A 13,755-nucleotide genomic window follows, 5' to 3' on the forward strand; every position below is an offset into this window, starting at 1 on the left:
CCCCCACCCCGGAGGCGACCCGCTTCACCGAGCCCGCGCGGACATCGCCGACGGCGTAGAGACCCGGAACCACCGTGGCGTAGGGCGACAGGGCAGGCGTCCCGTCGCTCCGCAGGCCGGTCGGCACGAACCCCTTCGGATCGAGGCCGAGGCAGTCGGCGAGCCATCCGGTATTCGGCACGGCGCCGATCATGACGAAGACGTTGCCGATCGCCTGCGTTTCGCTGACCCCGCTCGCCCGGTCGGTCCAGGTCACCGATGTCAGGGTGTCGTCGCCCAGCAGCGCCGTGATCTCGGTCTGTGTATGCAGGGTGATGCGCGGCGACGACGCGATCCGCTGCACGAGGTAGTCGGACATCGTCGCGGCGAGGCCGGTGGCCCGCACGAGGAGGTGGACATGCGCCACCGTGCGGGACAGGAACATCGCCGCCTGGCCGGCCGAGTTGCCGCCCCCCACCACGATCACCCCCTCGCCGGCGCAGAGCTGCGCTTCCATGGCGGTGGCGGCGTAATGGATGCCCTGCCCCTCGAAATGCGCGTAGCGCGGCAGGTCGAGGCGACGATAGCGGGCGCCGGTGGCGGCGATCACGGCGCGCGCCGGGACGGCGGTGCCATCCTCGAGGATCACCCGGAACGGCGACCCGCCGCAATCGAGCCCCGTCGCCATGCGGGAGATCGCGAGCCGCGCCCCGAACTTCTGGGCCTGGACCTGCGCGCGGCCGGCCAGGGCCTGGCCGGAGATCCCTGTCGGAAAGCCGAGATAGTTCTCGATCTTCGAGGAGGTGCCGGCCTGGCCGCCGGGCGCGAGCCCTTCGATGACGATGGTGTCGAGCCCCTCCGAGGCGGCATAGACGGCGGCCGCCAGGCCCGCCGGTCCGGCGCCGATCACCACCACGTCGTAGACGCGGCCGGGGTCGATCGCCTCCGTGAGACCAAGGGCGTCCGCCAGCGCCGCGTTGGTGGGATTGCGCATCACCGCCGCGCCCGGTGCGATCACCACCGGCAGGTCGGCCTCGGTCAGGCCGAACCCGTCGAGGGCGTGGCGGGACGCGGGGTCGCTCGCGGTGTCGAGGATGCGGTGCGGGTAGGCGTTGCGGACGAGGAAGCGCTCCAGGCGCAGGGTCTCCCGCTGATGGCCGGGTCCGATCAGGACGACGCCGCCCCGCCCGTGGCGGATCAGGCCGACCCGGCGCAGGATGAAGGCCCGCATGATGACCTCGCCGATATCGGGCTCGGCGGTGACCAGGCGGCGAAAGGCGACGCGGTCGATCCGCACCACCCGCGTCTCCACGACGGTGCGGCCCGAGACCAGGATCTCCCGGTCGTTGAACAGGTCGAGCTCGCCCGTGAACTGCCCCTCGGTGTGGACGACGAAAACCCTGGCGGCCCCGTCATGGTCGGTCTCGAACATCTCGATCCGGCCGGCGAGGACGAGGAAGAAATCCACCCGCCGCTGGCCTCTGGCGAAGATGAGGGTGCCCGCCGGCAGGGTCTCCGCCCTGCCGTAGCCGGCCACGCGGCGCTCCATCTCCGCGCCGAGGCGGGGAAAGGTCTGCGCCGCCCGGTCGTCGCCGTCGGAGTCCACCGGGAGGAGGGTGTCGGTCATCTCGGATCACTCCGTCTCGTCGAATGCGACGTGCCACCCCTGCCCCGGATGGCGTCCCGTCCCGCAACCACCACTGTCACTGCTAAGGATAGGATAGCGCCTGGCTTGTCCGATCACGCGATGTTTTGCACGGTCCGGCGCCAATTCCCGGCCGGTGCTCGATCGGGGTGACGCGCTCGAGAAGAGCGATGCTCCTCCGGTGGACGCGGATCGTTCAAATCATGGATCGTCCGTGCAAGACGGGCGGTCCGGCCTATGATGTTCCATGGCGACCGGAGCGGCTGTGCAGCCCGGTCCCGTCATCATCCCCGCGAACGCCGCGCCCCCACGCCAATAAACGACAGTATAGTTCACAGGCATCCGGCCACGCTTCATGGTTCGCTCGAACGGCCGAGGCATTCATCCGCCGACCAGGCCGCCGGAAATGGGGAGATGGCGATGCGTCAGGCCGTTCATGCACAGGGTCCGGCGGGACGGGCGGAGGCCGGCATGAGCGCCGAGACCGCCTGCGCCGCCATGTCCCGTCTCCTCGCCGTCGCAGGGCACGACCTGAAGCAGCCGCTCCAGGTCGCGGTGATGGCGATCGAACGCGCGCTGCAGCGCAGCTCCGACCCGGAGGTCGCCGCCCGCCTCGGCATCGCCACGGGCGCCCTTCACCGGCTCGGCCACGACCTCGACGACCTCGCGCGCTCCTCGCAGCTCCGCGACGGCCCGGTGATTCATCGCGAGGCCGTCTGCCTGCGCCGCGTATTCCAACAGCTGCAGGCGGAGTGGAGCGGCCATGCCCGCGCCTGCGGGATCACGCTACGCTTCCGGCCATCGGCGAGGAGGGTCGAGACCGATCCAACCATGCTCATGGCGATCCTGCGCAACCTCATCGGCAACGCGATCAAGTATTCCCGCCGCGACGGGACCGTCCTGATCGGATGTCGCCGGCGCGGGCGGAACCTGGAGATCGCGGTCCACGACCGGGGGGACGGCATCCCGGCCTCGCGGTTCGCGACCCTCTTCGATGCTTTCGATCGCGGCGGGCGCGCGCACACCCAGCCGGGCCTCGGTCTCGGTCTGGCGATCGTGCGCCAGACGGCGCAGGCCCTGGATCACAGGATCACGGTCCGGTCGGTGGAGGGCGTCGGCTCCCGGTTCTCCGTCACGGTGCCGTGTGCCGACTGGCCGGACGACGGGGTGCCTCGGCGCCGTGTCGAGGCCAGGGAGGGACGATGGACGCGCCTGTCGTAGCGGCCCCCTCGCCTCTCCGTTCCGGGATCGTCCCGGACACCCGCCGGACGGGCCGGCTCCTGGGTGGCCTCGCCCTCGGCCTCGCCCTGGCGATCTTCCTCGTCGACGGGTTCACGCCCCTCGAAGGCGCGGTCGCCGTGCTCTACGTGGTCGTCGTGCTCATCGCCGCGCGGGCGTTCCGGCGGAACGGGGTGATCCTGACCGCTGCCGGCTGCCTGTTCCTCACGGCCGTGGCCTATTTCCTGTCGCATCGCTTCTTCGACAGCGATTCGGCGCTGCTGCGCGCCCTGGTCAGCCTCGCCGCCATCGCGATCAGCGCGCTCCTGGTGCTGCGCAACCAAGCGGCGGCCCGCATCCTCGCAGAGCAGGCCGAACTGCTCGAACTCACCCACGATCCGATCTTCGTGCGTACGCCCACCGACACGGTGACGTTCTGGAACCGCGCCGCGGAGGATCTCTACGGCTGGCGCCGGGACGAGGTCCGGGGGCGCAACGTGCACGTCCTCCTGCGCACGGCCTTCCCCGATGGCGAGGCGGCGATCCGGGCCGCGCTGATGCGGAACGGGCGGTGGGAGGGCGAACTCGTCCAGACGGTGCGGTCGGGCGCCAGGGTCGTCGTCGAGAGCCGCTGGTCGCTCCAGCGCGACGCCGGCGGCCAGCCCCTCGCAGTCCTCGAGACGAACACCGACATCACCGAGCGCAAGCGCGCCCATGCCGCCCTGGCGGAGAGCGAGCGGCGCTACCGCACCATCTTCGACACGGCGCGCGTCGCGATCCTGCAGCAGGATTGGCGCGGGGTGAAAGCGGTCCTCGACGCGGTCCCGCGCCATGCGGCCACGACCCTTCGTGCCCATCTCCACGCCCATCCGGAGGTCGTCCGCGATCTCCGCCGCAGCGTCACCATCGTCGACGCCAATGCCGAATTGCGGCGGCTGATCGGCGCCGATGCGGGCGCTTCGCCGCCACAATCCCTCGACGCGTTCCTGTTCGAGGACGAGCCGACCTTCATCGAGTCCCTGCTGGCGCTCGCGCGGGGGGAGACCTTCTTCGAGGGCGAGACCACGATCCGCTCGCTCTCGGGCGATCCGGTGCCGATCCTCTTCGGCATCACCTTCCCGTCTCACGCGGACGGGTTCGAGGGCGTGCTGGTCTTTGCCGTCGACATCACCGAGCGCAAGCAGGCGCAGGAGGCGCTGCTGGCGGTCCAGGCCGAGCTCGCCCACACCGCGCGGGTGACGACGCTCGGCGAACTCACCGCCTCCATCGCCCATGAGGTGAACCAGCCCCTCGCGGCCATCGTCACCAATGGCGAGGCGGCCCTTCGCTGGCTGAAGCGGACCCCGCCGGACCTCGGCGAGGTCTCGGCCGCGGTGACCCGGGTGGTGGCGAGCGGCACCCGGGCGGGTGAGATCGTGTCGCGGATCCGGACCTTTCTCGCCAAGACGCCGCCCCCGCGCGACTGGCTCGACCTGCGGGAGATGATCGGCGAATCCGTGCTCCTGGTGGAGCGCGAGATGGTCCGCGGCGGCGTGCGCCTGATTCGCGACGTCGCCTCCGACGTGACCCTGGTCCACGGCGACCGGGTGCAGCTGCAGCAGGTGCTCATCAACCTGATGGTGAATGCGATCCAGGCCATGGCGACGGTCACGGATCGGCCCCGCCTTCTCACCGTCCGCGTCGCGCCGGACGGGGCGGAGCATGTCCGCCTCACCGTCGCCGATAGCGGCGGGGGGATCGCGGCGGAGGCGGTCGAGCGGGTCTTCCAGCCGTTCTTCACCACCAAGGCGGACGGGATGGGCATGGGGCTGGCGATCTGCCGCTCGATCGTCGAGGCGCATGGCGGGCGCCTCTGGATCAGCGGTCATGACGATCCGGGCGCCGCCTTCCACTTCACCATACCGACGACGGCCGAGAGGGCACCATGATCCGAGGCAATGCGGCGGGGCCGGCACGCGCATCGGCCGCGAGGCAGACCGTCTTCGTCGTGGACGACGACCCGGATATCCGGGAGGCCCTGTCCGGCCTGCTCCGCTCCATCGATCTCGCCTGCGCCGCTTTCGCGTCGGTGACGGAGTTTCTGGCCGCGCCGCGCCCCCTGGGCGCCGGCTGCCTCGTGGTCGACGTCCGCCTGCCGGGGGTGAGCGGCCTCGAGTTCCAGGGCCAGCTCAGCGCCCTCGGAATCGACCTGCCGATGATCCTGATGACAGGGCACGGCGATATTCCGATGACGGTGAGGGCGATGAAGGCCGGGGCGGTCGATTTCCTCGCCAAGCCGTTCCGCGAGCAGGACCTCCTCGATGCCATCGGCACCGCCCTGGCGCGCGACGCGATTCAGCGTAGCGCGCATGCGGCCCTCGACGATCTCAGGGCCGATTACGAGACCCTCACCGCGCGGGAGCGCGAGGTGATGGCGCAGGTCACCGCCGGCCTGATGAACAAGCAGGTCGCCGGCAATCTCGGGCTCAGCGAGATCACGGTGAAGATCCACCGGGGCCACGTCATGCGCAAGATGAAGGCGCGCTCCCTGGCCGATCTCGTTCGCAGCGCCGAGGCCCTCGGCATCTCGCATGCCGGCGGCGCGCCGTCGCGGTGACCGATCCGCCGGCCTTCGCCGAAAGGGGGAGGCCGGCAAACCTCCGTATGATTTCAACCCGCGGTGCGAGGGACCATATCTCGGCTTGGGCCAACGCTCCCTGGTCCAAGAATTCCCGGTCCAAGAATTCCCGGTCCAAGAATTCCCGGTCCGACGGACCGGAAGGTGAACCCCGTAGGTCAATCGAATGCCAGCACTGCCTGTGATCGCGATCGTCGACGACGACGAGGACGTGCGCGTGGCGACCGGAAGCCTCGTCCGCTCCCTCGGCTACACGGCCCGTATCTACGCCTCGGCTCGGGATTTCCTGGAGACCTGTCCGGTGGACGCGCCCGACTGCGTCATCACCGACGTGCAGATGCCCGGCATGACCGGCGTGGAGATGCACCAGGGCTTGCTCGCCCTGGGATCGCGGGTGCCGGTGATCTTCGTGACGGCATTCCCCACCGAGGCCCTGCGCAACACCGTCCTGGCGGCGGGCGCCAGCGACTTTCTGGGCAAGCCCTGCGACGGCGCGACGATTATCCGCTCCCTGGAGCACGCTCTGACGGGCGGGTCGGCGAGGGACGCGACCGCGTGACCGCCGTCGCGAAAGAGCCCGCTCAGCCCTTCACGAAGGCCAGGAGGTCGGGGTTGATGACGTCGTGGTGGGTGGTGAGCATCCCGTGCGGAAAGCCCGGATAGGTCTTGAGCGTGCCATTGGCCAAAAGCGTGACCGATTTCAGCGCGGCATCCGCGATCGGGACGATCTGGTCGTCCTCGCCGTGCAGGACCAGGGTCGGCACGGTGATGGCTTTGAGGTCGTCGGTCTGGTCGGTTTCGGAGAACGCTTTGATACCGTCGTAATGGGCCTTCGTGCTGCCCATCATGCCCTGGCGCCACCAATTCCGGATCACGCCCTGCTGCACGGTCGCGCCGTCGCGGTTGAAGCCGTAGAAGGGGCCGCTCGCCACATCGAGGAAGAACTGCGCGCGGTTCGCGGCGGTGGCCGCGCGGAACCCGTCGAACACCGTGATCGGCAGACCCTCGGGATTGGCCTCCGTCTTGAGCATCAGCGGCGGCACCGCCGAGACCAGCACGGCCTTGGCCACGCGGCCGGCCGGCTCTCCGTGCCTCGCCACGTAGCGGGCGACCTCGCCGCCGCCGGTGGAATGACCGATATGCACGGCGTCGCGCAAGTCCAGCGCCTCGCTCACCGCGAAGGCGTCGGCGGCGTAGTGATCCATGTCGTGGCCGCCATCGACCTGGGCCGAGCGGCCATGGCCGCGCCGGTCATGCGCCACGACCCGGTAGCCGTGATGCAGGAAGAACAGCATCTGCGTGTCCCAATCGTCCGACGAGAGCGGCCAGCCGTGGTGGAACACGATCGGCTGGGCGCTCTTGGGACCCCAATCCTTGAAGAAGATCTCGACGCCGTCCTGGGTGGTGACGAAGGGCATGGGAGGATGTCCGATTCGGGAGGGAGCTGGTCCGAGCTTAGGAAGCCCGGCGCCGCGCCGGCTTGACGATTCGCGTCACCGCTTGGACGAATGCGCCATTGCCGCTGCCGCCGGTCGGACGTCCCGGCCCGGCACAGACCGGATACCGGAACGATGCCGCCCTGATCGGCCCCGGCGCGGGGCGGCTTTGCGGGAGGGGCCGCTTCCATTCGATCGGCTTCTGGATGCGATCGGAACTCTACGATGTTCGTTTCTCCGGAATGCGGTCATTGTCGTCGTGAGGCCGCTCGCCTCGGGCGCGGGCCCGCGGGATGGCGAGGGGACCGGCGCGAACCAGACTGGACATCGACGGAACGATGCGCTCTCCCGATCTCGAACTCGACCTGCTGAGGGCCTTCGTCGCCGTGGCCGAGACCGGCAGCTTCACGGCCGCCGCCGACGTGGTGCACCGCTCGCAATCGGCCGTGAGCCAGAAGGTCCTCCGGCTCGAGGAGATCCTGGGACGGCGCGTCTTCGACAGGACGAGCCGCACGCTCGGCCTCACCCTCGACGGCGAGCGGCTGCTCGTGGCGGCGCGCCAGATGCTCGAGCTCAACGATCGGCTCATGCGCACGTGGCGCGATCCGCCCGCCAGCGGCACCCTGCGCCTCGGGGTCGCCGAGGATTTCATTCCCGGCCAGCTGCCCAAGCTCCTCGCCCGGTTCGGGCGCCTCTATCCGGACGTGCATATCGACCTGATGACGGGGCTCAGCTGCAACCTGCTGGCGGCCTACAACGCGGATCAGCTGGACGCGGTCATCGCCAAGCGCAGCGGCGCGCAGGCCAGGGGGCGCGTGATCTGGCGCGAGCCGCTGGTCTGGCTGGCCTCCGTCGACTACAGGCTCGACTTCGACAAGCCGGCCCGCCTGGTGATGCTGTCGCCGCCTTGCACCTACCGCGAGTCGATGATCGCCGCCCTCGATTCCGTGCGCCGGGACTGGATCGCCGCCTGCACGGCGAGCAGCCTCATGGGGGTGCAGGCCGCCGTCGCGGGCGGCCTCGGGGTGACGTTGCTGGGGCGTTCCTTCATGCAGGAGGGCATGCAGATCCTGCGCGCGCCGGACCTGTGGCCGGCCCTGCCGATGACCGACGTCACCGTGCTGGGGGAGGACCGCGCGCCGGACCTCGTCGCCCCGCTGATCACCTTCCTGACCCAGAGCTTGGCCAGCCACGACGCGCTCACCCTCGCGGCCTGACCCGGCTTTCGCGGCCTCTCATGCCCGGCCTCTCACGCCCAGCCCTCCAGGACGATCTTGCCCTTGGCCCGGCCGCTCTCGATCAGGGCATGGGCGCGCCTCAGGTTGGCGGCCGAGATCGGGCCGAAGCTTTCGGCGACAGTGGTCTTCAGCGTGCCCGCATCCACGAGGCGCGAGACCTCGCCGAGGAGACGACCCTGCGCGGCCATGTCGGCGGTCTCGAACATCGAGCGCGTGAACATGAATTCCCAATGCGTCGACACGCTCTTGCGCTTGAACGGCATCACATCGAGGACCGCCGGGTCGTCGATGAGGGCGAAGCGGCCCTGTGGGGCGATCAATTCGGCGATCTCCGCCACGTGCTGGTCGGTGTTGGTGGTCGAGAAGACGAAGGCCGGCGCCCCGAGCCCGAGCGCGGTGAACTCGGCGCCGAGCGGCCTTGTATGGTCGATCACGTGGTGAGCGCCGAGGTCGCGGCTCCAGGCGGCGGTCTCGGGACGGGAGGCGGTGGTGACCACGGTGAGGTCGGTGAGCCGCCGGGCGAGCTGCGTCGCGATGGATCCGACGCCTCCCGCCCCGCCGACGATCAGCACGGCGTTGCCGGCCCCTGGAACGGGCGTCGTCACGTTGAGCCGGTCGAACAGGGCTTCCCAGGCGGTGATCGCGGTGAGCGGCAGGGCCGCGGCTTCGGCGAAGGAGAGCGTGGCCGGCTTGGCGCCGACGATCCGTTCGTCGACGCAATGCAACTCGGCGTTCGTGCCCTGTCTCCCGAGGGCTCCGGCATAGAACACGGCGTCGCCAGGTTTGAACAAGCCGGCCTCCGCACCCACCGCCTCGACGATTCCGGCGGCGTCGTAGCCGAGCACGTGCGGCTGTCCGTCGGCGGGCACGGCCCGGGCGCGGACCTTGGTATCGACCGGGTTGACCGAGACCGCCCTCACCCGGACGAGGAGATCGCGCGGACCCGGTATCGGGGCGGGGAGATCGAGGTCGAGGAGGGCCTTGTCGTCCTCGATGGGCAGAGAGGTGTAGAAACCGACGGCTTTCATCCGGGTGGTCCTCGTGTGCGGAAGGTCAGGAGCGAGAGTTGCGTGACGGGACGGCGCTCGCCGCGACGCCGAGGACGATCGCGAGGGAGCCGAGGATCAGGTCGGGGCCGGGCGCTTCGTGCAGGATGGCGACAGAGGTCAGGAGGCCGGTCACCGGCACCGCCAGCATGGTGGTCGACATCGTGCTCGCCGACAGCCGCGCGCTCGCGGCGTTGACGGCGCAGAAACAGAAGGCGGTGGCGACGGGTCCGACGAAGACGAGGCAGGCCCAGAACGCCCCCGTGCCGTCTCCGCTGAAGGGCCCCTCGACCACGAGCGCCACCGGAGCCAGGACGGAGGCGGCGAGCAGCATCTGCCAGGGGGCGAGCTGGATGGCCGAGGACGGTCCGCGCCCGTAGCGCAGGTGCAGGAGACACGCGGCCCAGGCGGCGGAGGCGGCGAGCAGCATCGCGTTGGCGCCGACCACGTCCCGGTCGTGCCAGTCGATGGCGTAGGGATTGACCAGGATGAGGACACCGATGCCCGCGAGGCCGAGTCCGATCCAGCGCCGCCGCTCGATGCGCTCGCCGAAGACGAGGAGCGCCGCCGGGATGACCCAGATCGGAGTCGTGTAGCTCAGGATCGCCGAGCGGCCGGCGGGAAGCCGCGTCATCGCCAGGGCGCCCAGCGCCGTGAACAGCATCATCTGCAGGAGGCCGATGGAGGCGACGACGGGCAGATCCCCGCGCCGGGGCAGGCGGATCTCGCCACGGGCGGCCTGCCAGGCGAACAGGCAGATCGCGCCGGTGGCAAACCGCAGGGCCGAGAACCAGAGCGGCGAGACGTGGCCCAGGCCGAGTTTCATCACCGGCCAGTTCGCGCCCCAGAGCAGGATCGCGCCGCCGAGAAGAAGGGTGGAGGAGCCCCATGTCTTCGCATCCCACTGCTCCTTGGCATCCCATTGCTCCTTGGCATCCCGCCGCTCCTCGGCGAGACCGACGAGGCGGCGCGCGGGAGCGAGCCCCGTCGGGGTTCGGGGGACCACATGGGCGGGGGCGATCGCTGAGGCGGACATGGCTGGTCTCGTCGGTGTCACGCGCTGAGAGGGTGCCCGTAGTCCGAAGCGGAGCGTCCGTGGAGCGCGCCGTGATCGCCCGAGCCCAGGCAGCATGCTGCGGGGCGAGCGATCCGATAAGCGCATAGTTCTGATCGGAGGGATCGGTTTTTCTTCTGGACGATTCTGATCAGCTCGCGAGCTCACGCAACTCGCCCCGCGCGATGCCGAGGACCGTACGCAGCGCGAGACCGGCGATGGTCACCGTGGCGAGGCCGAGGAGGAGCACGGCCAGGATATCGGCCGCGATGGTCCCGGCATGCCCGGCATAGCGCAAGGCCGCCACCGCCATCGCGGCCATGGGAAAGCTCACGGCCCACCACGAGACCCGGAACGGGCAGCATCGCGGCAGGTCCCGCAGGCGTCCGACCAGGATGGCAAAGACGAAGAGGGCAACGAAGAACAGGGCCTCCGCGAACGCATCGACCCGGCCGACCGTCGCGACGTAGCTGGAGAAGCCGACGGCGAAGGGCGCCACCAGGATCATCAAGGTCGGCCGTTGCGCCGGGGCGAGCGGCTCCTCGAAGACGAGGCGGGCGAAGATCAGGGTGAAGAGCGGGACGGCGAAGAACAGCCCGACGCTGAGGGAGAACATGGCCAGCGCCTGCGTATGGGGCAGACCCAGCGACGGTGCGGCCAGGGGCACGTCGAGGAGTCCGACGACCGGCACGATCCAGGCCGGCGTCGCATGGGCGAGCTGGTGCCGGCTGCCCATCCACCGGCTCACGATGAGAAAGGCGAAGACCAGCATGCCGGCCGCACCGAGGATCCAGGCCGTGGCGGCAAGACGCGGGCTGAGCCCCTGAAGCACGAACGGCAGCAGCAGCAGGCTGATCGGTACCGTGCCGAACAGGTTGCCGGCGATCGGGTGCCGGAACTCGGAGAGCACGGCCGGCCGGGCCGTCACCGCCTTCGCGCCGTAGGCCAGCGCCAGCACGACGAAGGCGGCGAGCGCCGTCCAGCCGATCGTGTCGGCGATCAGGGTGGTGAAGCCATGGCGTGCGCCCGCGAGCCGCCACCCGACGCCGAGCCCCATCAGCCCCATCACCGAGCCGAACAGGCCCACCGGCAGGTAGTCGAACAGCGGTCTGCGCAGGGGGGCAACCTGCGCCGTGCCGTCCGCGACGACCGGTGTCGTCATCGCCAGGGTTTCTCCGTCGGGGGGCATTGAACATCCTCTCCTAACGGCCAGCGGAAAAGGGCCCTATCCGCCCCGGCCATGGGGGCATCGCGGGGATACCGTCGGGCTCAGGCGTCGGAGAGCCGGGTGTTCGCGAGCGGCAGGCTGCGCACGCGACGGCCCGTGAGGGCGGCGACCGCGTTGACCACGGCCGGGGGCACTCCGGGCAGGCCCGGCTCGCCGATGCCGCCCATGGGCGCCCCGCTCTCGACGATGGTCACATGGACCCGCGGCATGCGCTCCCGGTCGAGGATCGGATAGGTGTCGAAGTTCCGCGCCTGCCGCTGCCCGCCCTCGTAGACGACCTGTTCCAGCAGCGTCGAGGACAGGCCGAGGGCGGCCGCGCTCTCCACCTGCCGCTTGACGATGGCCGGGTTGACCACGCTGCCCGGATCGATCGCAATCCAGAGATCGTGCACCCGCGCCTCGCCGTCCTTTAGGGAGACCTCCGCAATGGTTGCCGTCTCCGAGCCGAAGGGCGAGGCCATCGAGACGCCGCGCGCACGGCGCGTGCCGTCGGCCGCCTCGAACGGCCCGCGCTTCCAGCCTCCGGAGAGATCGGCCACCGCCTGCAGCAGCGTCCGATGCCGCGGGCTGTCCTTCAGGAGCGTCATGCGCAGGGCGAACGGGTCCTTCGCTCCGGCCTGAGCGATCTCGTCGAGGAAGCTCTCGTAGAAGAAGTCGTTCATCGAGTGCCCGACCGAGCGCCAGAAGCGATCGTCACCGGATGGGGCACCTTCACGTAGTCGAGCATGCGGTTCGGGATCGCGTAGGGCTTCTTGTCGAGGCCTTCCACCACGGAGGAATCTACAGGCGACTTGAACAGGGCGCCGAACCAGCGTCCGATCGGGCCTTCGCCCACTGCCGTGGTCTGCAGGGCGACCGGCATCCCGTCGCTCCCGAGGGCGGCGCGGAACCGGGCGAAGCTCAGGGGACGCACCGCGTCCATGCCGAACTCCTCCTCGCGCGACCACAGCACCCGCACCGGCCGACCGGTCGCCTTGGCGAGCAGGATCGCCTGCGGGAACGGGTTGGCGGGACCATAGTAGAAGTGCCGCCCGAAGAAGCCGCCGAGCAGCGGCGAGTGGATGCGCACCTGCATCGGCTGGAGCCCGGCGACGCCGGCGGCGACCTGCTGGAACAGCTCCGGCATCTGGTTGGGCAGCCACAGGTCGAGGGTGCCGTCCGCCGCGAACCGAGCCACCGCCGAGGGCGGTTCGAGCTGCGCATGGGCGAGGTAGGGCGCGTCGTATTCCGCCTCCACGATCTTGGCCGCACCCGCGAAGGCGCCCGCGACGTCGCCCTCTTGCTCGGCCGAGAGGCCGGGTTCCGTCGACCCCTTCAGGGCCGCGAGCATCGCCGCCGCCGAGAAGGTTTTGGAGACTGTGGCGACCCCGTCCGCTGCGGGGTTCGTCCAACTCACCTGCAGGGCTTCCGCGCCCTTGCGCGCACGCCACCAGCTGTCCGCGACCACCGCCACGGCGCCCGGCAGCCGATGCACCGAATGGATGCCCGGCATGGCGCGGATGTCGCTCTCATTGGCGACGGCCTGCGGCTCGGTGCCGAGATGCGGCGCATGCAGCACCGCCGCGTGCAGCATGCCGTCGACCGTGATGTCGATGGCGTAGACGGCCCGGCCCGTCGACTTGTCACGCATGTCCAGCCGCGCGACGGGCTTGCCGATCCAGCGGAACGTCTTCGGGTCCTTCAGCGGCACGTCGTCCCGCGGCGGGAGCGCGAGGGCGGCGGCGGCGAGCTCGCCATAGCCGAGGGAGCGACCGGAGGCGGCGTGGATCACCCGGCCGTCATCGGTGGTCAGCTGGTCCTGCGCGACACCGAGCTTGGCGGCGGCGGCGCGCAGCATCATCTCGCGGGCCGTGGCGCCGAGACGCCGCATGGCGGCGTAGCTGGAGCGGGTCGAGAAGCTTCCGCCGGTCATGCGCAGGCCGTTGACCACGGCGTAGTCGGGGCCGGGCGGCGCGCATTCGACGGCGAAACGCGCGGGGTCGAGGTCGAATTCCTCGCCGATGGTCTGGGCGAGGCCGGTATTGATGCCCTGCCCTCCCTCGACGAAGGGGCTGAGCAGCCGCACCGTGCCGTCGGGCCTCATCTCCAGGAAGGCCGCGACGCGGGTTCCGGGCTTGGGCGCAATGGCGGCCGCGCCCTCGGCCCGCTCCTGGGCCCCGGCGGGACCGAGATGGACGCCGAGCACGAGGGCGCCGGTGGCGGCGCCGAGAAAGCCGCGGCGCGACAGGTTGCGGATCGGCTCGCGGCCGCCGGCGAGCGGCAGCGGGGGAGTGAGGTCGTTCATGGCGCCGTTC

The 13,755-nt window shown here is 70.4% G+C and carries 10 protein-coding genes and 1 pseudogene; 5 read left to right on the forward strand and 6 right to left on the reverse strand.

Annotation, left to right across the window (positions count from 1 at the left end; all coding sequences use genetic code 11):
• The coding region (locus FPV16_RS16515) for an FAD-dependent oxidoreductase (RefSeq protein ID WP_227439479.1) at positions 1-1,606 on the reverse strand (1,606 nt) is incomplete at its 3' end.
• A gap of 438 nt (positions 1,607-2,044) precedes the next feature.
• Here FPV16_RS16515 and FPV16_RS16520 point away from each other — a divergent pair.
• The 4 genes from FPV16_RS16520 (at position 2,045) to FPV16_RS16535 (ending at position 6,018) form a co-directional block, all read left to right on the forward strand.
• Positions 2,045-2,845 carry a sensor histidine kinase gene (locus tag FPV16_RS16520; RefSeq protein ID WP_227439480.1) on the forward strand — a complete coding sequence of 267 codons (801 nt, stop codon included), beginning with the start codon at positions 2,045-2,047 and terminating at the stop codon, positions 2,843-2,845.
• Positions 2,827-4,770, forward strand: coding sequence for an ATP-binding protein (locus FPV16_RS16525; protein ID WP_227439481.1), 1,944 nt, complete (start codon positions 2,827-2,829; stop codon positions 4,768-4,770). The genes FPV16_RS16520 and FPV16_RS16525 overlap by 19 nt, the downstream gene beginning before the upstream one ends.
• A complete protein-coding gene (locus FPV16_RS16530; RefSeq protein ID WP_227439482.1) occupies positions 4,767-5,438 on the forward strand; it encodes a response regulator transcription factor in 672 nt (223 codons plus the stop codon). Before FPV16_RS16525 ends, FPV16_RS16530 begins: the two co-directional genes overlap by 4 nt.
• Before the next feature lie 187 nt (positions 5,439-5,625).
• On the forward strand, positions 5,626-6,018 hold the full coding sequence (locus FPV16_RS16535; protein ID WP_227439483.1) for a response regulator transcription factor: 393 nt from the start codon (positions 5,626-5,628) through the stop codon (positions 6,016-6,018).
• A 22-nt stretch (positions 6,019-6,040) separates the two neighbouring features.
• Here the strand turns inward: FPV16_RS16535 and FPV16_RS16540 are convergent, their stop codons facing one another.
• The gene (locus FPV16_RS16540) at positions 6,041-6,877 is read right to left on the reverse strand and encodes an alpha/beta fold hydrolase (RefSeq protein WP_227439484.1); all 837 of its coding nucleotides are present in this window, start codon (positions 6,875-6,877) and stop codon (positions 6,041-6,043) included.
• Between the two features lie 356 nt (positions 6,878-7,233).
• On the opposite strand from FPV16_RS16540, the gene FPV16_RS16545 reads away from it, so the two are divergent.
• Positions 7,234-8,112 (forward strand): LysR substrate-binding domain-containing protein, encoded by an 879-nt coding sequence (locus FPV16_RS16545; protein WP_027173208.1) that lies wholly within the window; start codon positions 7,234-7,236, stop codon positions 8,110-8,112.
• A 32-nt stretch (positions 8,113-8,144) separates the two neighbouring features.
• Here FPV16_RS16545 and FPV16_RS16550 read toward each other — a convergent pair whose 3' ends face one another.
• The 4 genes and pseudogenes from FPV16_RS16550 to FPV16_RS16565 form a co-directional block, all read right to left on the reverse strand.
• A complete protein-coding gene (locus tag FPV16_RS16550) occupies positions 8,145-9,161 on the reverse strand; it encodes a zinc-binding alcohol dehydrogenase family protein (RefSeq protein WP_227439485.1) in 1,017 nt (338 codons plus the stop codon).
• A 25-nt stretch (positions 9,162-9,186) separates the two neighbouring features.
• Positions 9,187-10,005, reverse strand: a complete 819-nt coding sequence (locus FPV16_RS16555; protein WP_413629313.1) for a DMT family transporter — start codon at positions 10,003-10,005, stop codon at positions 9,187-9,189.
• A gap of 379 nt (positions 10,006-10,384) precedes the next feature.
• A complete protein-coding gene (locus FPV16_RS16560) occupies positions 10,385-11,395 on the reverse strand; it encodes an SLAC1 anion channel family protein (protein WP_227439525.1) in 1,011 nt (336 codons plus the stop codon).
• A 107-nt stretch (positions 11,396-11,502) separates the two neighbouring features.
• Positions 11,503-13,745: pseudogene (locus FPV16_RS16565) on the reverse strand (molybdopterin cofactor-binding domain-containing protein).
• Between the last annotated feature and the right edge of the window lie 10 nt (positions 13,746-13,755).

The organism is Methylobacterium sp. W2 (assembly GCF_020662345.1).
Classification (GTDB): domain Bacteria; phylum Pseudomonadota; class Alphaproteobacteria; order Rhizobiales; family Beijerinckiaceae; genus Methylobacterium.